The sequence below is a fragment of the Butyrivibrio sp. AE3004 genome (genome assembly GCF_000703165.1).
In the GTDB taxonomy this organism is placed as follows: domain Bacteria; phylum Bacillota; class Clostridia; order Lachnospirales; family Lachnospiraceae; genus Butyrivibrio.
Window position 1 is genome coordinate 1,624,563 of record NZ_JNLQ01000002.1, and the last position, 25,968, is coordinate 1,650,530.

21 protein-coding genes are annotated in these 25,968 nt (G+C 37.1%); 2 read left to right on the forward strand and 19 right to left on the reverse strand.

The features are described 5' to 3' along the window. Positions 1–100: 100 nt before the first annotated feature. Positions 101–1,090 (reverse strand): M15 family metallopeptidase, encoded by a 990-nt coding sequence (locus tag BV60_RS21940; RefSeq protein ID WP_051656648.1) that lies wholly within the window; start codon positions 1,088–1,090, stop codon positions 101–103. Positions 1,091–1,388: 298 nt separating this feature from the next. Here BV60_RS21940 and aroC point away from each other — a divergent pair, with 298 nt between their 5' ends. Continuing rightward, positions 1,389–2,492: a chorismate synthase gene (gene aroC / locus BV60_RS0110170; protein ID WP_029321476.1), complete on the forward strand. Its 1,104-nt coding sequence runs from the start codon at positions 1,389–1,391 to the stop codon at positions 2,490–2,492. Positions 2,493–2,585: 93 nt separating this feature from the next. On the opposite strand, the gene BV60_RS0110175 is transcribed toward aroC, so the two are convergent. The 17 genes from BV60_RS0110175 to BV60_RS0110255 form a co-directional block, all read right to left on the reverse strand. Further along, the gene (locus BV60_RS0110175) at positions 2,586–3,668 is read right to left on the reverse strand and encodes a lactonase family protein (protein WP_029321477.1); all 1,083 of its coding nucleotides are present in this window, start codon (positions 3,666–3,668) and stop codon (positions 2,586–2,588) included. 42 nt (positions 3,669–3,710) lie between these two features. Continuing rightward, entirely contained in the window at positions 3,711–4,793 is a 1,083-nt protein-coding gene (locus BV60_RS21945; RefSeq protein WP_051656649.1) for a class II aldolase/adducin family protein, read from the reverse strand. A gap of 20 nt (positions 4,794–4,813) precedes the next feature. Then, positions 4,814–6,082: a glutamate-5-semialdehyde dehydrogenase gene (locus BV60_RS0110185; RefSeq protein ID WP_035777215.1), complete on the reverse strand. Its 1,269-nt coding sequence runs from the start codon at positions 6,080–6,082 to the stop codon at positions 4,814–4,816. Next, the gene (locus tag BV60_RS0110190) at positions 6,060–8,360 is read right to left on the reverse strand and encodes a 5-formyltetrahydrofolate cyclo-ligase (RefSeq protein WP_081846644.1); all 2,301 of its coding nucleotides are present in this window, start codon (positions 8,358–8,360) and stop codon (positions 6,060–6,062) included. The genes BV60_RS0110185 and BV60_RS0110190 overlap by 23 nt, the downstream gene beginning before the upstream one ends. Then, positions 8,357–9,589 carry an aminoacetone oxidase family FAD-binding enzyme gene (locus BV60_RS0110195; RefSeq protein WP_029321481.1) on the reverse strand — a complete coding sequence of 411 codons (1,233 nt, stop codon included), beginning with the start codon at positions 9,587–9,589 and terminating at the stop codon, positions 8,357–8,359. Before BV60_RS0110195 ends, BV60_RS0110190 begins: the two co-directional genes overlap by 4 nt. A 3-nt stretch (positions 9,590–9,592) precedes the next feature. Then, positions 9,593–11,215 (reverse strand): hypothetical protein, encoded by a 1,623-nt coding sequence (locus tag BV60_RS0110200; protein ID WP_029321482.1) that lies wholly within the window; start codon positions 11,213–11,215, stop codon positions 9,593–9,595. 27 nt (positions 11,216–11,242) lie between these two features. After that, complete coding sequence (gene ybeY / locus BV60_RS0110205) at positions 11,243–11,746, reverse strand: rRNA maturation RNase YbeY (RefSeq protein WP_029321483.1); 504 nt, start codon at positions 11,744–11,746, stop codon at positions 11,243–11,245. Continuing rightward, positions 11,730–12,974, reverse strand: coding sequence for a hypothetical protein (locus BV60_RS0110210; protein WP_029321484.1), 1,245 nt, complete (start codon positions 12,972–12,974; stop codon positions 11,730–11,732). The genes ybeY and BV60_RS0110210 overlap by 17 nt, the downstream gene beginning before the upstream one ends. 3 nt (positions 12,975–12,977) lie before the next feature. Beyond that, positions 12,978–14,006, reverse strand: a complete 1,029-nt coding sequence (locus BV60_RS0110215; RefSeq protein ID WP_029321485.1) for a PhoH family protein — start codon at positions 14,004–14,006, stop codon at positions 12,978–12,980. Further along, positions 14,003–14,482, reverse strand: a complete 480-nt coding sequence (gene rlmH, locus BV60_RS0110220; protein WP_029321486.1) for a 23S rRNA (pseudouridine(1915)-N(3))-methyltransferase RlmH — start codon at positions 14,480–14,482, stop codon at positions 14,003–14,005. Before rlmH ends, BV60_RS0110215 begins: the two co-directional genes overlap by 4 nt. Next, the gene (locus tag BV60_RS0110225; RefSeq protein WP_029321487.1) at positions 14,482–14,970 is read right to left on the reverse strand and encodes a hypothetical protein; all 489 of its coding nucleotides are present in this window, start codon (positions 14,968–14,970) and stop codon (positions 14,482–14,484) included. Before BV60_RS0110225 ends, rlmH begins: the two co-directional genes overlap by 1 nt. 170 nt (positions 14,971–15,140) lie before the next feature. Then, positions 15,141–16,532: an NADPH-dependent glutamate synthase gene (gltA, locus tag BV60_RS0110230; RefSeq protein ID WP_029321489.1), complete on the reverse strand. Its 1,392-nt coding sequence runs from the start codon at positions 16,530–16,532 to the stop codon at positions 15,141–15,143. A gap of 42 nt (positions 16,533–16,574) precedes the next feature. Then, entirely contained in the window at positions 16,575–17,450 is an 876-nt protein-coding gene (locus BV60_RS0110235; protein WP_029321491.1) for a sulfide/dihydroorotate dehydrogenase-like FAD/NAD-binding protein, read from the reverse strand. 103 nt (positions 17,451–17,553) lie between these two features. After that, positions 17,554–19,008, reverse strand: a complete 1,455-nt coding sequence (locus tag BV60_RS0110240) for a chitobiase/beta-hexosaminidase C-terminal domain-containing protein (RefSeq protein ID WP_029321492.1) — start codon at positions 19,006–19,008, stop codon at positions 17,554–17,556. A gap of 4 nt (positions 19,009–19,012) precedes the next feature. Continuing rightward, a complete protein-coding gene (gene folD / locus BV60_RS0110245; RefSeq protein ID WP_029321494.1) occupies positions 19,013–19,867 on the reverse strand; it encodes a bifunctional methylenetetrahydrofolate dehydrogenase/methenyltetrahydrofolate cyclohydrolase FolD in 855 nt (284 codons plus the stop codon). Between the two features lie 57 nt (positions 19,868–19,924). Further along, complete coding sequence (locus BV60_RS0110250) at positions 19,925–21,601, reverse strand: formate--tetrahydrofolate ligase (protein ID WP_029321496.1); 1,677 nt, start codon at positions 21,599–21,601, stop codon at positions 19,925–19,927. Between the two features lie 89 nt (positions 21,602–21,690). Further along, entirely contained in the window at positions 21,691–24,636 is a 2,946-nt protein-coding gene (locus BV60_RS0110255) for an FtsK/SpoIIIE family DNA translocase (RefSeq protein WP_029321498.1), read from the reverse strand. Positions 24,637–24,787: 151 nt separating this feature from the next. Between BV60_RS0110255 and BV60_RS0110260 the strand changes: the two genes are divergently transcribed. Next, on the forward strand, positions 24,788–25,363 hold the full coding sequence (locus BV60_RS0110260; protein ID WP_029321501.1) for a hypothetical protein: 576 nt from the start codon (positions 24,788–24,790) through the stop codon (positions 25,361–25,363). A gap of 50 nt (positions 25,364–25,413) precedes the next feature. On the opposite strand, the gene BV60_RS0110265 is transcribed toward BV60_RS0110260, so the two are convergent. Beyond that, positions 25,414–25,968 carry a GNAT family N-acetyltransferase gene (locus BV60_RS0110265; protein WP_029321503.1) on the reverse strand — a complete coding sequence of 185 codons (555 nt, stop codon included), beginning with the start codon at positions 25,966–25,968 and terminating at the stop codon, positions 25,414–25,416.

Sequence of the window (25,968 nt, forward strand, 5' to 3'; positions counted from 1 at the left end):
TGTTGCAAGTACCGTCATCCATTTTTAATTCTCGTTAATGAACGGCACCTTGCTCAAACAAAAAGGCTGTTGTTTATATCCTCCACAACAGCCCCAATAATCAATCATACAAATAATTATTCCAAAATTCCTCAAGACAGAGGTTTTCATTGTACATAACAGTAGCAGCATCAACTCCTACATATCTGAAATGCCAGGGTTCATATTCGATACCGGTTATATTTTCCTTACCTTTAAGATAGCGAACTACAAACCCATATTTATAACTGTTTTCAGCAAGCCATTTGCCTGCCTCAGTATCTCCAAATCCCTCATCAAGATTATAATAGGAACCGCATACAATATCAAATGCAAGTCCTATTTGATGTTCTGAAGAACCCGGGACCGTAACTGCCTGAGATGCAAAATTATATGCATCCATATATGACAGTCCTTCTTCCAGGTAATAATTTACTTTTCTGGCAAAAAGCCCCTCTTGCCTTCCACTATCTCTGTACGGCGAACATATTGCAAGATTTATTCCTTCACCTGCAGCAGCCCTTAACATGGACATTAACGATGAAATAACACGTTCGTCACATTTCATCGTATTGTCAATTTCTCCGAGAGGAAAATCATATCCTTCGGGAATTGGATGTTGTTTGTTTACAAGAATAAGCTTCCAGTCATCTTTTTCAAATGCAGAATTCTGTTCGGATTCAGTTGTCTTAAAATTCTCATCATTCTCATCACTTACGGGATTCAAAGTATCTGCCAGTAAAAATCCTTCCTGAAGCTCTTGATCCTCTGATACCGTATCGACATCATTAATGAATTTTGATTTATCTACAACAGTAACAGCAGCCAATTCAACCTCTGACTCAGGCGATACTGCGTCAAATGCATCTGCTGTATAGTACTGAGTATCATCATCATTAAAATCTGATACAAAGCTCACATTTAAGCTAAGCGCTTCAGGATAAGTAAAACTACTGCTTGCAATAAAGAAAAATAAAACAGCAACCAGGCATGTATCTTTTTTGACATTATGGTAAAAATGTAGTGCTATATTATATAAGAGTAGCGCCAATACTGCATAAAGCGTTCCCAAAAATCTAAATCTCCTATATCTACTATTTAATCGTCGGGCATTATCTATGACCTTATCTTTATAGGTCGGCCCCATTTGTAAATGATTTGTTTGCATTCCCCCATATACCTCATAAAGAAAGTTATACTTTTATATTATATCTCTTTTTTTATATATTTAAAGAAAAATTTAAGATTTTTTTCAGAAAAAGTAAATAATAGTAACATAATTATGCATAGACACCCCCATTTTTCATTGTAATATAGTCCTTTCTATGTAAAAATATAAAGAACTATTTCAAAAAGGGGAAATAAATTATATGAGCGGATCAGTATTTGGAAATAATATAACAATGACGACCTGGGGCGAATCTCATGGGAAAGCATTAGGAGTAGTTCTTGATGGTTTCCCTGCAGGAATGGAATTGTCCGAATCTGACATACAGGTCTTTATGGACAGAAGAAAACCCGGTTCATCACAAATCACCACTCCAAGAAAGGAAGCTGATGAAGTAGAGATTTTATCCGGTATTTTCGAAGGCAAAACAACCGGTACACCCATCTCATTAATTGTAAAAAATACTTCTCAAAGATCCGGAGATTATTCCGAAATTGCACAATACTACAGACCGGGACACGCAGACTTTTGTTTTGATAAAAAATACGGTTTCAGAGATTACAGAGGTGGTGGTCGCTCTTCAGGTCGTGAAACAATTGGCAGAGTTGCTTCAGGCGCAATCTGTTCAAAACTTTTAAAAGAAATGGGTATTGAAATCACTGCCTATACAAAATCTATAGGAGATGTTGTTGCCAATACTTCAAATATTGATAGGGCTCAGATTTTGAAATCCATAACTGCAATGCCTGATGAAGCTGCTGACAAAGAAGCAATCAGTCTTATAAATGAGTGCAGGGAAAACGGTGACTCTGTCGGCGGAACAATTGAATGTAAAATTTCCGGATTACCGGTAGGTATAGGTGAACCGGTCTTTGATAAGCTTGATGCAATGCTCTCTCACGCCATAATGAGTATCGGTGCCGTAAAAGCAGTAGAAATTGGCGACGGAATTCTTGTATCTTCTTCATATGGAAGCACAAATAATGATGCCTTTTGTTCTGACTCTGATCATAATATTATAAAAATGACAAATCATTCAGGCGGAATACTAGGTGGCATGAGTGACGGGTCTGAAATAATTCTCAGAGCTCATATAAAGCCCACTCCCAGCATATCCAAATCACAGAGCACTGTAAAACGTGATGGTTCTGAAATTGAAGTTAACATCAAAGGCCGTCATGATCCTGTTGTTGTTCCAAGAGCCGTAGTTGTTGTTGAATGTATGTGTGCATTTACCGTACTTGACCTTCTTATGTCAAACATGCATGCAAAAGCATCGAGTCTGATTGATTTTTATAAGAAATGATTTTTTATTTGCATCCTGTGATAAATACATGGTTTTATCCTATAGTATCAAAACAGGCTGCCGCAATGTTGCGGCAGCCTGCTTTTTATTACCTTATCTTACTTTTATTCTCTCTCCAAGTTTATGGAAAATAATGCAGTTCGGTCTGTCTACTTTAAGTTCGGGACCATTCATTACAAGAGTATTATTATCAAAGTTGATATTAAAGAATGTCATTGTGTTTGATTCCTGATTAAGTGAAACAAGATGCTTGTTATCAGGGAAAAGGCATGCATCCTTCGGATACTCACCTGATATAGGAAGCTCAATCTTCTTGGTAAGAAGACCTGTTTCCTTATCAACTTTGTAAACTATAACATTGTTCTCTCCTGCCACTGAACTTACAAGATAGTTGTAGTCATCAGAAAACTTAAGAGCACTGCTTGCTACACCTATTGTGTCCTGTTCATCAGAATTCTGCACAGATTGAATTTCTTCAAATGAAGGAATTCCCTTCTCTTCTGTGTACATATAAACATTTATGCTGCACTGCTGCTCAAATACAACATAAAGAAATCTACCGTCTTTTGAAAACTGCATATGACGCGGTGATGATTCCTGATCGCAATGAATAACATCAATATCGGAAATTTTACCATGCTCTGTATCAAATCTGTAAACATTGACTCGATCCATGCCCAGATCTGCAGCTAAAAGATATTTATTATCCTTTGTTACTTTTATACACTGAACATGAGGAGTATGATTTCTACCCGCTATTGTTCCAAGACCTTTATGAAATTTCTCATCAGTAATATCCCCAATGCTTCCGTCTTCTTTAAGTTCAAGAATAGTAACCTTACCATCATGATATCCTGCGCAAACAAGAAATCTGTCATATTGGTCCATATTAATATAACAGCCACGCATACCATTTATTGATGCCTTGTTAAGAATTGTAAGACTACCATCGTCTTCAATATGATAAGCCTCAACGCCGGCATCAGTAATAGAATAAAGTGTTTCCTTACTATGTGACAGAACTATGTAAGAAGAATTTGTTATTTTAACTTTCTCTTTCTCAGTCATTCTTCCATTTTTCATATCCACATCATATATGCGAATGCCATAGTTCTCTTTTGATCCAGAAGTATAGCTCGCAACATAAGCTACATACTTATCATTTTCCTTAGACATATCTGTCACCTCGCAGTTAGTTATTTATAGTATAATTTTATGTTATTTTACAGAATTTGCAAGGACACTATAATTTTTTCTATAGTTTCTGTTCATCTTAAAACAATCATATAATGAAATGAATCTTCCTTCTCCAAAACGCATAACAGCAATATGTGCTATGCATCCCTTATCAAGAACAATAGCCGCAGCTTTTGCGTCATCCTCAGTATTTCCAAGGCAATAGGCCCCATCATTATATGCAAATACAGCATTTATATTTTTCTTAACAGTAAGAGGAGCCCCCTCTGCTGTCGGTATTCGCAAACTCGTCCCTATTATCTGAGCAAAATCATCCAAAAGTGGTCTCATATGATTAACGCGTCTTGAAATTGTCATGACCGCTTCTGATTTATTGTGAAAAATATAGGTAACATCAGGTCTTTTCGCATAAATTGTCTGATGGATAATCTTAACACGTTCAGGAGTATCGTTTCTTAAGTAAACTATTTTACCTTCTTCCAGTTTACTGGAAAATCCTTCTTCCACGTCATTTGATATTTCTGTTTTGCAAATATCAAAGATATATTTCCTGGCAGCCACTTCAAGCTTGATTGCTTCACTAAAAGCATCCTCTGCATTATGACCAAAACAAATGGCTCCATGATTTGCCATTATTATACTTCTTGTTTCCGCATACTTTATGGATGCCGCTTTTATATTGTCAGCAAGCTCTTTTGTACCTGGAAGCGCATATGCTGCAACAGGAAAAACAACCTTTTTCTCTTTTAGTTCAGCCTTAAGTCGTCTTTTTCCAAGTGCGCCCACACATGTAGCATATACCTGATGTGTATGGATTATGAATTCAGCATCGCTCCTTGTACTGTAAATTGCAGAATGTACAAGGCTTTCGCTTGAAGGCTTATATTCACCTACATATGAATTATCATCAACGGAAACTATCGGTAGCATTTCCGGTGTTAAATCTTCATATTTTATACCGCTTGGTGTAATAAGATAATGCTTATCATCAATCCTTGCGCTTATGTTCCCCCATGTTCTGACAATAAGGCCCTGTTCCAAAAGTGCAAGTGATACAGTAATTATTTCCTGTCTTAATCTCTCTATTTCTTCTTTAGTTTTCATTTATTCAATCATTCTTTCTGTCATTTTCTTATCTGTCCGTCACCGGTAATTGCATACTTGTAGGATGTAAGTTCCTTTAGTCCCATTGGTCCTCTTGCATGTAATTTTTGTGTGCTAATTCCAATTTCTGCACCAAAACCAAATTGAAAACCATCAGTAAATCTTGTGGATGCATTTACATAAACACAAGCTGCATCAATACCTTTAAGGAATTTTTCCGCTGCTTCTTTATCCTTAGTAATTATACTTTCTGAATGGCCTGTATTGTATTTATTTATATGTTCAATTGCTTCTTCAACGCTTTTAACAGTTTTTACAGAAAGAATATAATCCAGATATTCTGTTCCAAAATCTTCTTCATTAGCAAGCTTTGCATCCTTTAAGATTTTTATTGAATCCTCATCTGCTCTTAGTTCAACATTATTTTCATTCATCGCCTTCTGAAGAAGCGGTAAAAATTCTTCCTTAATATCTTCATGCACAACAAGTGACTCTGCAGCGTTGCATACACCTATTCTTTGGGTTTTGGCATTAATAATTATCGGAATAGCTTTATGAAGATCAGCTTCTTTGTCGACGTAAATATGACAGTTTCCACTTCCTGTTTCAATTACGGGAATCATACTGTTCTCACATACAGTCTTGATCAGTCTTGCACTTCCTCTCGGAATAATTACGTCAACGTATTCACGCAAAGATAAAAGCTCTGTTACAGCACTTCTGTCGGTAAAAGGAATAAGCTGAATATAATCCGGATTATGATCATTTTCTTTTATTACATCACGGATTACATTTGTAATAGCCATATTTGATTCTATAGCATCGGAGCCGCCTTTTAATATAACTACATTACCTGCTTTAAATGTCAGACTGAAAGCATCGGCAGTAACATTAGGTCTTGACTCGTATATTATACCGATAACACCAAGAGGCACAGAAATCTTTTTGATATTTAAACCGTTTTCAAGATTCCAATCATCAAGAACATTACCAATAGGATCAGGCAATTTAACTACCTGTTTAATTCCTTCAGCCATATCCATGATTCTTGTATCCGTAAGTCGCAGTCTGTCAAGAAGTCCTTTATGCATCCCGTTTGCTTCACCGCGTTTTATATCCTTTTCGTTGGCCTTAAGGATTATCTCTGAATTATCAATTAAAGCTTCTGCTACTTTTAAAAGAATTTCATTCTTTTTTTCTTCAGTCATTTTTGAAAGCTCAAATTTTGCATCATAAGCCTTTTTGCCAATATTATGTATAGTTTCTTTAATGCTTGCTCCTGTGCTCATAATCAAATGTCTCCTTATCGGTCACAATCATATTAACTTTCGCATCATTTTGACTCATAAAATCGGAAATATCTTCCTTAAGAACCTGAAAATCATATCCAATGGCTATGGTTTTCATAATACCATTCAATATCGATCCGTTAAAGCGAATCATGTAATTATCATAATATCCTCCGCCATAACCTATTCTGTTTCCGATATTATCAAAAACAAGTCCAGGTAAAATAAGAAGTGTATATTCACTATCGGAATTATATATTTCAGAATCTTTATCGTATAAAGGCTCAGGTATCGAATATGAACCGGATATCAGATCCTCCTTAGATCTTATACGTACAAATTCCATTACCCTGTCCTTTTTATTTGTTATTTTGGGACAAAAAACCGCTTTTCCATCATTTAATGCTGCGTTAATTATTCCATTAGTATCTGCTTCATTCCCGATACTGCAGTAAATCAGAATGTTCTTAGCCTTTTTGTATTCATCAAGTTCTACAATTCGCCTGGCGATTCTCCCGCTAAGACTATTTTTTTCGTCAGCATCAAGTTTATCCCGTCTGTCTGCCATATTTTTTCTGTAAAAATTTTTACCTGATTTATAATGTATGGCAATTTTTTCGGCCACACGCATACCATCCATTGCTGCTGATGTAATACCTCCTGCATAGCCTGCACCTTCGCCGCAGGGATACAGCCCTTCAATACCAATAGCCTCTAAATTTTCATCTCTGTTAATTCTGACAGGTGATGATGTCCTTGCTTCTACTCCTGATAATATGGTTTCATCAGAATCAAAGCCATGAATGATTTTTCCGAAATGTTCCATTCCTTCAACAATAGATACATTTATGTCTTTAGGAAGTATTTCATGTACCGGTGCAAATTCCCACAAACCTTTTATACATGGCAGGTTTCTGTCTCTCTTGTCCTTATTGGTGTTTTCATTTCCATATACGGCACTTTTAAAATCATCAAAATATTCTACAGGAACTTTACCATTAGCAATTGCATATGCCTTTTCTTCAAGTCTTCTCTGGAATTCAACACCTGAAAGTACATCATCCGAACCAAAATCTTTAGGTTCAACCGTTACTACAATAGCACTGTTGGCATTCCTACCATCACGGGCTGAATAACTCATTCCGTTTACGCAAAGTCTCTTATCTTCTGATGAAGCATTAACCACATATCCTCCGGGGCACATACAAAAAGAGTATACGCCTCTACCATCACTGCTTCTCGCAGTAACTTTATACGGGGACGGAGGGAGACTTTGGGGATTGTCAATTCCGTATTGAGATCTGTTTATAAGTTTTTGTGGATGCTCGGCCCTTAATCCGACTGCGAAAGCCTTTGGCTCCATAACAATATTTTGATCTGACAATTGATAGAAAGTATCTCTTGCACTATGACCTATGGCAAGAACTACTATATCAGACAAAAATTCACTATTATCGTCACATTTTACGCCTTTTACTTTTCTTCCTTCTATTATCAAAGATGTAACTTTTGTTTGAAAATGGAATTCACCACCATAGCTTATAATCTTATTTCTGATATTTTTTATTACAGTTCTAAGTACATCAGTTCCAATATGTGGTTTCGATTCAAACAGGATGTCTTCAGCTGCACCATGCTCGTGGAAAATCTTAAGGCATTCAAAGCCCAGACCATTTTTATCTTTAACCATGGTATTAAGTTTTCCATCTGAAAAAGTACCTGCTCCGCCTTCACCGAACTGAACATTTCCGTCAGGCATTAGTGCCTCACCTCTCCAAAAAGCAGAAACAGCCTCATGTCTTTTATCTATATCCATTCCACGTTCAAGAACTATGGGGCAATAGCCTGAAAGAGCAAGCTCATAAGCACAAAAAAGTCCTGCAGGGCCTGATCCTACAATAATTGGTCTTGCAGGTTTCTTGTCAAAATTACGTTTAAATACTTCATCTTCTTCTCTGTTATTCGGAAAATGATATTTTTTTTCTTTTACTGTTATAGCGGATTTACATCCTGACTTTTTTATAATGTTTTCTTCAGATATGCCGGGATTTGATAGACTTATATCTACAACATAAATATCCATTATTTCAGATTTTTTCCTGGCATCAATAGAATGCTTCTTTATTATCAGTTCTTTTATATCAGAAGCATTTATTTTCAAAAGCTTTGATGCCTTTTTTACTAGTTTTCGATTTATTAAAGCTCTTTGTTCTTCTTTGCCCTCAGGCATTTTTTCAAAGCCACTGTTAATAATCTTTATTGAATTAATTCTTATCATAAGCAGCTGGCCGCCTCTCCTGCTATATATCCGCTTGTCCAGGCCCACTGTAGATTATAACCGCCGCACCTTCCGTCAACATCACAGAGTTCGCCCACAACAAATACCCCGGGAGTGCTTTTCGACTGTAAACATTCATCAAGATTGCCTAAGCTGATACCCCCTCGTGTAACCTGTGCTTTTTTATAATCCGCTGTTGCCTTAATTTCAATTCTTAAATCTCTGTATTTATGAAGTATACAGGTCAGCATTGATTCGCCAACATTTTTTAACTTCATATTACTATTAATCTTCATTCTTCTAAGAATCATTTCATTTATATTAGAATTAAAGAATCCTTCCAGAAGTTCACCTAACCTTCTCTCACCGGGAAGATTTACTAATCTGTTTACAAGTTCTTCAAATTCCTCTTCATTATATCCCGGAAAAAAATCTATAGAGCAGGTAACAGGCCTTTTTTTTCTAAGATGCCAAGCCACCGTTCCCGAAGCCTGCATAACAGGTATACCGGATATTCCTTTCCCTGTAATCTGCACTTCTCCGTATTCAGAGCCAATAATCTCATCGCCTATCATGAATGTAACCCTGGCAATTGACCTTACACCGCTTTCTTGTGGAAGTGTATCATCCTCAGCTAAAAGTGGCACTAACGCAGGTAAGGTTTCCTTTTTTGTCATTCCAAGCTTTTCACAGATATAATATCCGTCTCCGGTAGCGCCACAGGTTTTAGGCCCGGCAAGTCCACCCATAGCAAGTATGACTGCTTTCGAAAAATAATCATTTTTATTTGTTTTGACAATAATTTTTCCGTTTTCGGATTTGATTATCTGTTTGATCTGTTCATTAAAAACAAATTCGACATTAAGTCGTTTACATTCATTTACAAGAACATTAACCACGGATGAAGCCTGACCGGAAAATGGATAAATATATCCTTCTTCACTGCTTATTACTAAGCCGAGTGACTTAAAAAAATCAGTAGCTTCTTTGACACCGAATCGTTTCAGTAATTCTTTTACTCTTTTTTTGGCATCGTTATTATAATCGTTCTCGGATAAATTTAAATTAGTCAGATTACATCTACCATTACCTGTCATAGACAGTTTTTTGCCGATAGAATCTGTTTTTTCTATAACTGTAACTGATGCTCCATCCCTGGCTGCCGCAATGGCTGCACATAAGCCGGAAGCACCTGCTCCACCTACAATTACATGATTTTGAAAAGACAAAGTTTAGTTCCTTTCTCCGTATAATTTATCTGAAACCAAAGCAAAATAATCTCCTAAAGGCATACGTTCAATTTCATATCTGTTTACACTTCTTAGAATAATCAAAAGCAGCATATAAAGAATAAATGAAAGAACCAAAGCAATTATCAGAGTCAGTATTTCTCCTATTACATTTACCAGAAGTCTGTCGAGCATTAAAGCAACAAGGCCGGATCCGACTGCAGCCAATAATGGCATTAAAATATTTCTGACCATCTGCATTTTAGCATCAAGCATTACCTTAATCTCGAATATTCCAAGCACACCCTGAACAATAAACATTGCAGCAAAAGCAGCTATTGAAGCATGTATTCCAAAGCCGCCAACATAGGACATTAAGAACAAGACCGCCAAATGTACAATAACGCCTATTATCAGGTTACTGAGCATAACAACCTTATTTTTCAGTTGTTTTAACAGGAACGATTGAAATACTGTAACAGCACCAGGTATAACAACAGGAATTGACAGTATCACCATATCTATTCCTGCTTCATTGCTCTTACCGAAAACAACAGTATTAAACGTCTTTGCAAGGATCATTATCCAAATTACAAGCGGAAATATTAGCATAGCTTCAAAATGTACCAAATTCTGAAGTCTTAGCCTTGCTGATTTATAATCTTTTTTTACAATACTTATGTGAACACTGTACCATGATTTTACAAAAGGCAGTGAAGTAATAAACACAAAAAATACAACAACTGCAACACACTGACCAATATAAATTCCCCAGTTATCTATATTGTTTTCATCAGGATGAATCTTATGTGCAACATTCAGATAGACACATTCGTCAATAAATAACAAAAATCCACTGGTTGCTGCAATAAGACAGTTTACGATCAAATCTCCGACGCATTCGTTTTTCTGTCCGGCTACAACTTTTACACTATCTCCAGACAAATCCTGAAGGTCATTTTTTCTCAAAATAACCATTATTATCACAAAAATAAAACTGATAAATGAACTAAGTGATATTCCTAATGCTGCACCAATTGCTCCATATGCAGGGGCAATATCATTCACATGCATAAGCGCATCTACTTTTTTTCCATAATCATATACTGTATTTGATAAAATTAATGTCGTAATAACAGTAACAAGTGTAAGAATTACATCTGAAATAATTGAAACCAATGCATATCCGGAGCCACTCAGATATCCTCTCAGAACTCCCTGGACACTTAAAAACAAAAAAGCAGGTGAAACAAGCAAAAGTACATAAAAGCTTCTTGGTGAATGAAATACAAATTCAGCAATAACTATAGCAAGCGCTGCAATAATAATACTTACAACTACCCCAACACAAAAGCTTATCACCATTAATTGCTTCACATTTTTGCGTGCTGAAAGCATCTGATTTCTACTTAATCTCATACGAACCATTTCACGGGTAGTTGTTTCAAAAGCACATATAAAAACACAGTATGCTATCATAAATAAAGCAATCGGTGCTGCCAGAAAGCCAACTCCATCCGCACCTGTCAAGTCAAAAAAAACTACCAAAAGCGCCATTATTGCCATAATGAATATCATTCCGGATGATAATACAATATCAGGTCTTATTCTCATTTTTTTCCCCATAAAACTCACCCCCAAACTATTATCATACTAATCTCTTGTTATATTAAGTGATTTTAAAACCTCTTCCTGCTTTTTTTCCATTACAGCAGCTTCATCTTCTTCCATATGATCATAACCGCATAAATGAAGCATGGAATGAGCCACAAGAAATGAAAACTCACGAAGCTCACTATGTCCATACTCCAAAGCCTGCTCCCTTACACTGTTTTCATTTATCACAATATCTCCGAGGAAAAATAATCCACTCTCAGGATCAATAATATCAACTTTCTGCTCTCCTTCAGCAACAGAAAAATCACCCGGAACATCGTATTCAATATTAGGGAAAGACAGCACATCGGTTGGTGCATCAATATCCCTAAAATTAGCATTCATCTCTCTTATGCCTTCGTCATCTGTAATCAAAAGACTTATCTGAACATCAAAAGGGCAGCCCTCAGTTTCAAGAACTCTGGCTGCAACTTTTTTTGCCACATCTTCAATATCAAATGAAAAATTGGCATCCACCTCATTATCAACGAAGAAAATCATAATAAAGTTTCTCCTTCTTCATAAGTGTCTTCATTCGCTCTAATTCATAAAGTGAAATATTATAATTATATAGTTCTTTGTTATCAATTTTTAATTCAAAAATCTTCTCTATAAGCTCATCATAATTAATCTTTGTTTGTTTATCTTTTTTAAACAGATAATTAATTGATGTGATAAGCGTCTCACACATAAAAATAATTGCAGCTTCCTTTGACAGCTGACTACTCTTATCATTCTGAATGTATTCTTTTAGATAAGTTATAGCTTCATCTGGAAAACTATTATCAATATAAAAATGCTTTACTTCATCCCAGGATTTTGAGCCGTCAATAACACCAATCTTATAATAATACGACATGGTTTTAACCGCTCTTGCATTAAGATTAAGATCCAAAGCTATTCTCTCAGCAAGATAAGCAATATGTATTGCCTTGAAGTAAGCATCCTTATCCTTCTCCTTGAGCTGTACCAGAAGCGGATATTCAGTATCATTAATATCCATGTATCTGTCATTGCTCTTTCTGATCACATAAACGCCAAAAATATTAAGAAGAATCAGCATCAGGATCAAATTTATAAGTATATTAACAAGCGGTACTATAAGAAGCGTAATCGAAAAAGACCTGTTTTGAAACAATATATCGTAAGCAACCACTAATGTAAAAAGTAATGAGATTGAAATGAATATAGGAACACCTATCTTTGTAGTCTCATTCAGATCACGTAAAAGAACAAGCACAACAGTACCTGCTATAAAATACATAAAAAATTCGGAATAACTACCTTCTTTTTCCAGTAGAACAGAAAACATCACCAGCATAGTTCCCGAAAATAATCCTATTTCATTTGTAGAAAAAAGTCCCAGTAATAAAAAAACAAACAGATATGGCCATACTTCAACTGTAATTAGAGGCAGAGCCATAGAAAGTATAAGTGCTATATAATATGAAATCACAAAACGATTTCTCTTATGCCCATTGTCATAAGAAAAAAGCCCTCTTACGCTTGCATCATTCAGCATATATATAAGTATTCCCCCACATAAAAAACCTGTGAAGGTATTTCTTATAATTTCTTCAATACTTAAATTATATAAAAAAGAAAACCCAAGCATCATCAGACCGGTTACAAAAAATATCGATCCGAAAAGTACATTTATCAATTTATCATTATTATTTAGTTTTGATTCCAAGCTTACTTTATTATTTATTTCAATCGTACTCTCCATGGTTTAACGTCTTTCCCGTTTTTTTATTGCTTTCCTTTTTTCTTCATTATTTTTTGATTTTTCAAAATCTTCATAAGCTTTTACTATCTGTTGTACCAGAGGATGTCTTACTACATCTCTGCTGGTAAGATTGCAGAAAGCAATATCATCAATCTTTTTCAAAACAGCAGAAGCAATATCCAGTCCTGATTTTGTGTCTGCAGGAAGGTCCTTTTGGGAAGAATCACCGGTTATAATTACTTTTGAGCCAAATCCTATTCTTGTTAAGAACATTTTCATCTGGGCAGGTGTGGTATTTTGTGCTTCGTCCAATATTATAAAAGCATTATCAAGTGTTCTTCCTCTCATATAAGCAAGAGGAGCAACCTCAATAAGCCCTTTTTCCATATTTTTAACAAAATTGTCAGCCCCCATAATCTGGTACAATGCATCGTAAAGCGGCCTTAAATAAGGATCCACTTTACTCTGAAGGTCTCCCGGTAAAAAGCCAAGCTTTTCCCCGGCTTCAATTGCAGGTCTGGTAAGAATAATCCTTTCCACTTCTCCCTTCTGAAAAGCAGTTATCGCCATAGCCATTCCAAGATACGTTTTTCCCGTTCCTGCCGGTCCAAGTCCAAATACAATCATCTTTTTTCTGATTGCATCAACATACTTCTTCTGTCCGAGAGTCTTTGGTTTTATCGGCTTACCGTTAACCGTATGACAAATAATATCACCATCTATCTGTGAAAGAATATTCCCCTCTGAAGAAGCCTCATCTTCTGAAGGATCCTCAGAAAGCTGTATGGCATAATTAACATTCTGTTCTTCAATCTCAGAACCTGTCTCGGAAAGTCCTGCCAGTTCACTTATAATTTCATAAGCTTTTTTTACACTTTCACCTGTTCCGATAATGTGAAGTTCACCACTTCTGTCTATAATTTCGACTTTGAGATTATCTTCTATTTTCCTGATATATTTATCATGCTGTCCAAATATGCCTTGCATCTGGTCAATACCCAGATGCATTGTTTTCTCAGTAATATTACTCATTTATGATAAGGTTCTCCATTAATAATTCTATATGCGCGATATATCTGTTCCAATAAAATCACACGCATCATCTGATGTGGAAAAGTCATAGCAGAAAAACTTAATTTTTTGTCACACGTTTTTAATACCTCATCAGACAACCCAAGCGATCCTCCGATAATAAACTGCATTTTGCTAATCCCCATAACGCTTTCTTTTTCAATCATATCCGCAAAGCCGGGTGATGAAAAATTCTTGCCATCTATAGCCAGAGCAAATTTCAAAGCTTTTGAATCCATATTTTTCAGGATTCTTTCGCCTTCTTTTTCTTTAATTTGTTTCTCTATCGCCTCGGGTGCATTATCGGGTGTCTTTTCATCCTGAACTTCAATTATATTTAATCTGCAGTATCTCGAAAGCCTCTTGGAATATTCCAATATAGCTTCATTCCAATATTTCTCTTTTATTTTACCTACACAGAGAATATCAATAGCTATCAAATTTCATCTCCAAATATCTTACTGTAAAAATCATCAACAAATGAATCGATAAGATCCTCACTGACATTTACAAATTGTCTCATAATTCTTTTCTTAATATATTCAGAACGCTTAAAGTATAAGTCCTGTTTGTCTGTTAATGCTTCATATACTTCATCATCGTCATACATATGTTCATCGATAATTTCAGGAGTCAGTTCTTCCGTGCTCCATTCAGTTATCTTATCAAGTACGGTACCTTCTTCCACCGCTTTACCTTTAAATATTTTATAGCTTCTTACAGCTAAAATTCCCATAACAAAAAATAACACAAACAGAGCTCCCATAACTCCGCATGTGAGATATTTGTTAAACATTGGCATGTCAAGTGGATTTTTGATTAGAAAAAAGATATCCCCAATTAGACCAATAGCCCCAACAGTAATCAGCATTATTCCTGATGACTGATTGTCTTCAGCTTTTTGCGCACTGCTCTGATATACCATATACCTCCCTCACTGGGCGCTAAGCGCCACCTTGTCTTTACTCCATTGAAAGTTATCATCATTAAGCGATGAATTCCCACAAGGGAGAAAAACAAGGCATTTTATTTTCCTCAGACTGATTCTAAAAACTCTTATACAAGAAGAATTTTCATAACATAACAGTCAAGGAATTATTTGTTACTAAGATACTCGTCAATCCCCTTTGCAGCAGCCTTACCGGCACCCATAGCAAGGATAACTGTTGCAGCACCTGTAACAGCATCACCACCGGCAAAAACACCGTCCTTTGAGGTCTTACCGTTTTCTTCTTCAGCAACAATACATCTTCTTCTGTTTACTTCAAGGCCTTCAGTTGTGCTTGAAATAAGCGGATTAGGACTAGTACCGAGTGACATTATTACAGCATCACACTCTATTTCAAACTCTGAACCGGGTACTTCTACAGGGCTTCTTCTTCCGCTCTCATCAGGTTCGCCAAGTTCCATTCTTATGCATCTGCATCCTCTAACCCAGCCGTCCTCATTTTCAAGAATTTCTACAGGGTTACAAAGAAGATCAAAAATAATGCCTTCCTGCTTGGCATGCTCTACTTCCTCTTTTCTTGCAGGAAGTTCTTCTTCACTTCTTCTGTAAACAATATGTACTTCCGCGCCAAGACGAAGCGCTGTACGTGCAGCATCCATAGCAACGTTACCACCGCCGACTACAACGCACTTTTTAGGTCTCATTATAGGTGTAGTACTATCAAGTGAAAATGCCTTCATCAGGTTACTTCTTGTAAGGAACTCATTAGCGGAAAATACACCAAGGGCCTGCTCACCTGGAATATTCATAAATCTGGGGAGACCTGCACCTGATCCAATAAATACAGCTTCAAAGCCTTCATCCTTCATTAGTGAATCAATAGTAACTGATTTTCCTATTACTACATCCTTTTCAATTTTAACACCGAGTGATTCAACGTTCTCAATTTCTTTCTTTACAACAGCATCTTTTGGAAGACGGAATTCAGGAATACCATAAACAAGAACGCCACCTGCTTCATGTAGAGCTTCAAATATTGTTACCTCATATCCCATTCTTGCAAGGTCACCGGCACAAGTAAGTCCTGCAGGGCCGGAACCGATAATCGCTACTTTCTTGCCCTTCTTCTCCTTTGCACCCTGAGGTTTAATACCTCTTTCTCTGGCTGTATCAGCAACAAATCTTTCGAGCTTACCTATAGAAACTGCTTCGCCTTTTATTCCGCGGATACATTTTCCTTCACACTGACTCTCCTGAGGACATACACGACCGCAAACAGCCGGAAGTGCACTGGACTCACTGATTGTCTGATAAGCTTTTTCAACATCTCCATCCTTAAGTTCCTGAATGAACTTAGGAATATTTATTGAAACAGGACATCCCTTCACACATTGAGGATTAGGGCAGTTAAGGCATCTTGTTGCCTCATCTATAGCTTCCTGCTCATTGTATCCCAAACATACTTCTTCAAAATTGGTAGCGCGAACCTTCGGATCCTGTTCGCGAACCGGAACTCTTGTCCAAACATCTTGTGCCATTTTTATCTCCATTCCGTAAAAACACAGTTTTTCAAATATATCTTAGTTACAATTACCACAGCCGCCATGATGGGTATCGCCTTCCTGCTCTTTAAGGGCAAGACGTCCCTCCTCAGTTGCATAAAGCTTCATACGCTTCATAGCCTGATCAAAGTCTACTTCATGGCCATCAAATTCAGGTCCGTCAACACATGCAAACTTAACCTTACCACCAACAGTAAGACGGCATGCACCACACATACCTGTTCCATCAACCATGATTGTGTTCATACTTACAATTGTTGGAATACCAAGCTCTTTTGTAAGCTTACAAACAAACTTCATCATGATCATGGGTCCGATTGCTACGCAGTGATCGTAATGTTTTCCTTCATCATAGAGATCCTGAAGGCACTTTGTAACCATACCCTCTCTGCCATATGATCCATCATCGGTAGTAACATAAAGGTTACATACAGATTTAAATCTCTCTTCAAGAATTACGAGGTCCTTGTTTTTTGCACCAATGATAACATCGCAATCAACGCCCTGTTCCTTAAGCCATTTTGCCTGAGGATAAACAGGTGCAGTACCAACACCGCCGGCAATAAATACAATCTTCTTCTTTTTAAGTTCCTCTATATCTTCACTGCAAAGATCAGACGCATTACCTAAAGGTCCAACTACATCTGCAAGGAATTCGCCTGCTTTTTTGCGGCAGATTTTTCTTGACTCAGCACCAATAGCCTGTACAACAAGCTCAACTGTACCCTTTTCTCTGTCATAATCACAGATAGTAAGAGGTATGCGCTCTCCATCCTCTTCTGCACGGACAATAAGGAACTGTCCGGGTAAACAAGTGTCGGCTACGCGGGGAGCTTCTACGATAAGCTGATGTATATTCGCAGCTAGCTCATTAGCCTCTAAAATTTTGAACATTGCTCTCCTCCTGAAATAAAATAATCTAAAAAATATTATTTAAAATAATATATGATATAAAACCTATTTTCAAGCTTTGACATGTTAAAGTGTTAAAATATTATTATCTGTTTGAAATAGTGATTAATGTATACTTGCCGCTTGAATCGTAACCGAGTCTGTTTACTTTTCCGTCATGCGTATTAACAGCATATAAAAGACCGGTCTCAGCGGTACTCCCATCATTGAAAACATGTGTCTCAACAAATTTGTAATATTGTCCTGACCCTTCTATCTCAATGTCTCCGCCATAAACATAGTCGTAATATCCTTCTTCGCCTCTAACCTTGCCTGCTGAATCAAGAAGTATATCCAGCTTAAGCAAAATTGATACTATACTCTCCTTGGCCTGATCAACAGATATAAGTGTTGTATAAGCCAGATGATAATTCCGTTCAACTATTTCACTTATCTTTCCTTCAGCATCAACTGTGGCAAATTTAAATAAGGTATTTCCTATAGGCATTGATATCGGAGTCAAATATTCCTTGGAATTTACTGTTGGGTCAGTGCCATCTGTTGTGTACACAATTTTGCAGCCGGGATCGCAAACAGCAACAATCATCGTCGCCTGAGAATACTCTCCGCTTTCTTCCATAATTACCGGTTCTGAAGGTCCAAAATTTTCCAAATGGAATAAAGCTTTTGCTACCTCACTCTTTATTCCGTATTTATTAATTGTCACAGCCCTGATATTAAAATCGCCCTCTTCATCAAGTATGAGTTCATCATCATACTTAATGCTGCCTTCATCAGGTTCATTACCGTTAACTGTATAAAATATGTCACCATCTGACTTATTGATTATCCTTATATTGACAGTTTCATCAAAATCGCCGCCATTAGGAGAAATAAGCGGTGCCTCAGGTATAAAATAAGAATATTTCTCCTTAACGGAAATAATTTTCGTATTCTCTAATAATTCCTGTATTTTTGTATAATCCTCATTTTCCTGATAATATCCGATAAGCTGATCATATGCGACTTGGGCAACGCTTTCACCATATACTGAATCATCAGTTAAAGCAGAAACTGTGGTTATTGAATCTTCCACCAAACCTGCTTCTCTCTGATATCCATATTTTTTCATAATCAGTTCCGCTTTTTTGTTTATATCATCTTCTTCAAGATTCTCAATAGCCTTGTTTATAAAATCTATTGCATTCCCAAAATCACCTTCGACATAGTATTTTTCTGCCTGCTCTTCATAGCTTTCAGTAGTCTTACTACCATCAAACATAAACAAAACAACTACAATAAAAGCAATAATAATACCGATTCCTGTAATTACAGGAATTACAAAGGGCTTCAATTCGTTTTTATTTGCTTTCATTCCAGTAAGCTTTTTGGTATAAAAAATACTCTCATCTTTAAGGTCGTCAGCTACTCCGGATAACGACTCATTTATTCTGTTTTCAACCTCTGGATCAAATTCCGGAACAATGCGAATTTCACTGCCGCATTTTTCACAATAAAGGAGTCCTTCCGGAATTTCCTCCCCACAATTAGAGCATTTCATTTAATCATTCTCCGACCGTTCTAAGGGCTGATTCTAAGCAATTATTCATAAGCATAGCTATTGTCATAGGTCCTACTCCACCGGGCACGGGAGTTATATAGCTGCATTTAGTTGCAACATTCTCATAATCAACATCACCACACAGTTTCCCGGTCTCAGAGTTTCTGTTAATACCTACATCTATTACAACCGCACCTTCTTTGACAAAATCCTCTGTAATCATTTTTGCTTTACCGACAGCAGCAATAAGAATATCTGCTCTTTTACAAACCTCTTTCAGATTTTTTGTCCTTGAATGAGCAACAGTTACGGTAGCATTTTCTCTAAGCATAAGAAGAGCCATCGGTTTACCGACAATATTACTTCTTCCGACAATAACGCATTCTTTACCATTTATATCTACATCAGAACGCTTTAAAAGCTGTATTATACCTGCAGGAGTGCAGGAGACAAAGCCGGGTTCTCCAATGCATAATGCGCCTACATTCATAGGATGAAAGCCGTCCACATCTTTTTCAGGTGAAATAGCATCTATAACTGTCTTTTCATCTATATGTTTAGGAACAGGCATTTGCACGAGAATACCGTGTACATTTTCGTCTTTATTTAACTTATCAATAAGTGTTAAAAGCTCTTCCTGAGATGTCTCCTCAGGCAGCTCATACGATAAAGATTTAAAGCCGACATATTCACATGCCTTCTTTTTATTCCTTACATATACCTGTGATGCAGGATCTGCACCTACAAGAATTACTGCCAGGCATACTTCTATGCCTTTCTCCTCCTTTAGCTGTAATGTTCTTGCCTTTACTTCATCCTTTACCTGTTGAGAAATAATCTTGCCGTCAATAATATTCATTTAGTGAATCTCCTCATATTTAAATGTATGAATTCTTGAATAAGTAATCTTTGCAAATCAGAACAATCCGACTATATTTCCATTGTCATCAACATCTATTTCAAATGCTGCAGGTTTTTTCGGAAGTCCGGGCATTGTCATAATATTACCGGTAAGTGCTACTATAAAACCTGCCCCGGCTGATACATATGCATCTCGAACATTTATTTCAAATCCTGAAGGTCTTCCCAATAAAGATGGATCATCAGAGAGAGAATACTGTGTTTTAGCCATACAAACAGGAAGCTTTCCATATCCCATGTCTACTATTTTCTGTAATTGTTTTTTTGCTGCAGGAGCATATATTACGCCATCTGCTCCGTATATTTCTCTTGCAATTGTTTCTATTTTCTCTTCAGGAGTAAGCTCATCTTTATAAATAGGAGAATAATTTGAAGGCTTATTTTCAAGTGTATTCAAAACGGCTTTAGCCAACGCTTCTCCACCTTTACCACCATGCTCCCAAACTTCTGAAATAGCAAAATCGCAGTTTCTTTCTTCACAGAACTGTTTAACAAAAGATATTTCAGCATCTGTATCCGTAAGGAAACTGTTAAGTGTAACAACTACAGGAACATTGTACTTCTGGAGATTCTCTATATGCTTTTCAAGATTAACAATACCTTTTTTCAAAGCTTCGAGATTTTCTTCAGAAAGCTTATCCTTAGGGATTCCACCATTATATTTTAATGCTCTTATGGTAGCGACCAAAACTACAGCATCAGGTTTAAGACCATGCATTCTGCATTTAATATCAAGGAACTTTTCTGCACCAAGATCTGCTCCAAATCCTGCTTCGGTAATTGTAATCTCTGACATGCGAAGTGCTGCTTCTGTAGCTCTTATTGAATTACAGCCGTGTGCAATATTCGCAAAAGGACCTCCATGAACTATAGCAGGTGTATGCTCAAGAGTTTGAACCAGATTAGGTTTCATTGCATCCTTAAGAAGTGCTGCCATTGCACCTACTGCCTTAAGGTCACCTGCAGTTACAGGTTCGCCTGCATAATTATATGCAACCACAATTCTTGAAATACGCTCTTTTAGATCATTCATATCTTTTGCAAGACATAAAATAGCCATAACCTCTGTAGCTACGGTTATTACAAAGTGATCCTCTCTTACAACGCCGTCCATCTTATTTCCCAGGCCTACAACAATGTTTCTGAGAACCCTGTCATTCATATCTTCACATCTTTTAAAGATAATCTGTCTGGTGTCGATCTGAAGTTCATTACCTTGCTGAATATGATTATCAAGCAATGCCGCTAACAGATTATTGGCAGAAGTAATGGCATGAAAGTCACCTGTAAAATGAAGATTCATGTCATCCATAGGAACAACCTGTGCGTATCCACCACCGGTAGCTCCACCTTTAATACCAAAGCAAGGCCCTAAAGAAGGCTCACGAAGTGCAATCACAGCCTTCTTTCCAAGTCTTGATAATGCATCTCCGAGTCCTACGCTTGTAGTTGTTTTGCCCTCTCCTGCGGGAGTAGGATTTATAGCAGTTACAAGAACAAGCTTTCCCTGCTTATTTGCCTGAATTTTCTTTAGATATTCTTCTGACAGCTTAGCTTTATATTTACCGTATAGTTCAAGGTCATCTTCATCAATGCCAATATTTTCGGCTACTTTCCTGATTGACCAAAGCTCTGCCTCTCTTGCTATCTCAATATCTGATTTTACTGCCATAATCTTCTCCTCTCATCAAAAAACAACTATTTTAAGCGGTTCGCATTCTCGTACAATACCGAAATTGCATAATCAAAAAACCAAAAGTCTTATGATGCGTTATCTATCATTTGTTCAAATTCTTCTTTACTCATCAGAATACGTCTGGGTTTTGTTCCTTCCTCAGGTCCTACTACTCCGGCGTCACTTAACTGATCCATTATCCTGGCAGCTCTGTTAAAACCAATTTTATATAGTCTTTGAAGCATACCTATAGACGCCTTTTCTTTTTCAATAATTGCAGCACCTGCCTGTGCAAACAACGGATCAAGATCTGATGCGGAATCAGAAGGTTCTCCGGAGCCGGAAGACTGTGACGACTTTGATGTCACTTCCATATTGGAAATTTCATCCGAAACATTTCCTCCATAATTTGTTTCTACGCCCTGTGTCTTCACAAAATCAGATACATTTGACACTTCATCATCAGACACAAAACATCCCTGAACTCTGGCAGGCTTATTATATCCTCTCGGGAAGAATAACATATCACCCTTACCAATCAGTTTTTCAGCTCCATAGCTGTCAAGTATAGTTCTTGAATCCACACCGCTTGATACAGCAAAGGCAATTCTGCTTGGTATATTTGCTTTAATAAGACCTGTAATTACATCTACTGAAGGCCTCTGTGTTGCTATGATCAGATAGATTCCGGCTGCACGTGCAAGCTGTGTCAGTCTGACGATGGAATCCTCGACTTCATTCTTAAACTGCATCATAAGATCAGCAAGCTCGTCGACAATAACTACTATCTCCGGCATTTTCTCCATATCCGGATCATTTGAATTTTCACAAAGAGCATTGTATCCCTTAAGATCACGGACCTTAGCATTGGCAAACTTCTTATATCTTGTCGTCATCTCAGAAACTGCCCAGTTAAGAGCAGCAGCAGCCTTCTTAGGATCTGTGACAACCGGAATGAGAAGATGCGGAATACCATTATAAACCGAAAGTTCAACAATTTTGGGATCTATCATTATAAGTCTGACATCTTCAGGTGACGCCTTATAAATTATACTCATTATAATAGTATTAATACATACAGACTTACCTGAACCCGTTGCACCTGCTATTAAAAGGTGAGGCATTTTAGCAATATCCGTAATAACAATTTTTCCGGCAATGTCTTTACCGATTGCTACAGAAAGATTCGATTTGGACTTTTGGAATTCCTCACTTTCTATAAGATCCCTTAATGCAACTGTTGAATTCTCTTTATTTGGCACCTCGATACCGACTGCTGATTTACCCGGTATTGGGGCTTCTATTCTTATATCAGTAGCTGCAAGATGCATTTTAATATCATCTGCCAGGTCAACAATTTTTCTCACCTTAACGCCTGCTTCAGGCTGTAATTCATATCTTGTAACAGAAGGTCCCTGACTAATATCAGTGACAGTTGCATTTACATGGAACATAGAAAGTGTATCCTGTAACGTCATAGCTGTTTCTTTTAGGTATTTTGCAGAATCTCCTTTACCCTTCTGTCCTTTCTTCAAAAGGTTGAAAGGAGGAAAAACATATTCCATCACAGGCTTTTTTGTTATTTCCTTTTCATGCTCCTGTCTCTTTATCGCAGCCTCTTTATTCTTTGTGCTTGTAATATAATCAGTACTGTGAACAGCATATTCTCCGTTATAATCAGGAGCAAGGTTTTCAGAATGAATAGGTATATCGTTTAAATTATCTGTTTCTTTTTCTTCCCTGAGTCTTGCAACAGGCTTATGCTTTCTCACAGCATTCAATGCTTCTAATGCGGCACTGTCGTCATAATCATCGTCATCATCTTCACGATGCTCTTCAGCCATGGAAGTTTCATCCGCATAGTTTTCTTTAATATCCGTAATTTTTTCTTTTATATCTGTGATTCTATCATTTTCATCACTTGTGATATCATTTTCAATAAACCTGTCACTGATATCTATCACGTGATGTTCGTTTTCCGCATCCTGTTTAAGGGCAGTTTTCATAACATATTGTCCATCAGGCTGTGCTTCAGTGGCAAGTCCGGGTCTGAACTTTATCTCATGTATATCATCATGGATTTCCTCATCAGGAATAAAAATCGGAGATTGTTCTTCTTCCTCATAAACAGCATCATCTATCCCGTGAATTCTGAATTCCTGCTGTGGCTCGGGTTCAGGCTCGAATATCTCTTCTTTATCTTCGTACTCATCATAATCATCATCCGCATCAAGAAGCGTATTCATGCTGACTCCTGAAACCTTCTTGTCCATCCTGAGTATTTTCGCATCTTCCTTCTGCTCCAGTAGAAGCTGTTCTTCTTCCTCAAGCCTCATTCTTTCTTCTTCGCGGAGTCTCATTCGTTCATCCATGCGCTCTCTGTAATTATTTGCGCTCTGTCTTGTTCTCTCGATCATATGTCTTCCGCCATGCTTTACACCATCAAGCATAGTTTTCTGAGTAAAAACAGAAACACCTATAAAACCGGCAACAAGCATCAGTATAAGCGTTCCTGCCAATGACAGATTATGATATGCCATATATGTTATGCTTCCGCCTATAAAGCCACCCCCATTATGAGCATTTGCGGCACCATTATAGATTTCGGCAGCACTATATGATGTCATTCCTTGTGTTCTACCTGTAAACAGTTCAAAGAACATCGACAATACAAGGAGTATCAGATATCCCGATAATATTTTTCTTAAGGCAGCAGGACTCGGTCCATTTGAAATTAAAAGTGCCCCCGTAGTAAAGATAATAATCGGCAAAATATATGCGATCATACCGAAAATGCCAAACATAACATTGCTGATCGCATTTCCGAAAATACCGCATATTCCGAAATTACATAAAAATAAAAAGACCGTTAGCGCTGCAAATATAATTAGAGCTATTTCGCTCTTAACTGCATAGTCAAGCGGTTCCGCATTATATCTTGACCTTGAGTTTTTTCTTGCTGCTGTTGATCTTTTTCTCGCGTTTGTTTTTCTGCTCGTTGTTGAGCGTTTTCTTGAATTACTTGTAGCCATATTCACCCATTACTTTTTTCAAAACTTTTCCCAAGCATGTGCTATATAAAAAGGCACATACCATGAAATAGTATATCATTTTTACCCTCTTTGTGCTATACTTAACACACTCAATGATAACGTATTTCTATTTTTTGGAGGAAATTCACATATGGAATTCAGACAGGAACTCGAAACCGGATTACTTAAACCGATCGGTAATACAGAAAGCACTTTAAAAATTAAAGAAGTTGCTTCAAAATGTCGTCTTTTAAGAACTGAGAACGGTCTTAAGGTCGATCTTACTTATACAGGCCCTAACGCCAGCAAATATCTTCAGTATGTTGAGAAGCATCGTGAAGAGCTTACAAACTATCTTCTTCATCCTGATGATGCAGACCTTTACGAATGGATGGAAACCAGCCACCAGACCCCTATCACTCTTAAAAAGCATGAGAAAGAAAAGCTTATCCTTTATGTAAACTTTGATCCTGATACCATGAGACTTATGACAGGTATTGCTGATGAAAACATTACCATGAAACTCGGCACACCGCTTATGGATATTAACCTCAAAGAAATGACCAGGAATCAGTTCAAGCTTGCAATTTATGACATGCTTCTTCTTGCGGATGAGATTTCAATTGCCATGAACAATGTTGAGCTCAAGAAAATGGCTAATATTGAAATGGTTAAAACATATCTGGCAGAGATTTATGATCGTTTTCATGAAGGTCCGCTTGAATAAACAATTTTTACATTCAAAAAGGTTCGGATTTTTTATATCCGAACCTTTCTTCATACATTCAGGAAAAATTCCTGTGCAGTTATTCTCATTAATGTTTCATTATAGTACTCTTTTAGCATCGAGTTAAATAAATGTACATTTCTATGATGATATTTCATACCACAGTTCTCTATAACTCTTTTTGATTTTTCATTACCGTCAAAAAAGCCACACCATACAGCACTTAAACCTATTTCAACAAAGCTGTATCTTATAAGTTCAGATAGTGCCTCTGTAGCGTAACCATATCCCCAGTAGTCTCTTCCAAGCCAATACCCTATTTCTGCCTCATCCTCACGATTGATACCTCTTTTGGGAGAAGCTCCAATTCTGAGTCCTATACTTCCAACGACAATTTCCGTATTATCTCTCAGAGAAATAGCATACTCACCATCATCGGAAAGAATAGATCTGATAATTGCTTTGGAATAGTCAGAATCCCTATGAGGCATCCATCCGGCCCCTTTACCAATCACAGGATCACTTGCCATTTTGTATAAAATTTCAGCGTCTTGCTCCTTCCATTTTCGAAGAAGCAGACGCTCAGTTTTTATTGTATCAACCAA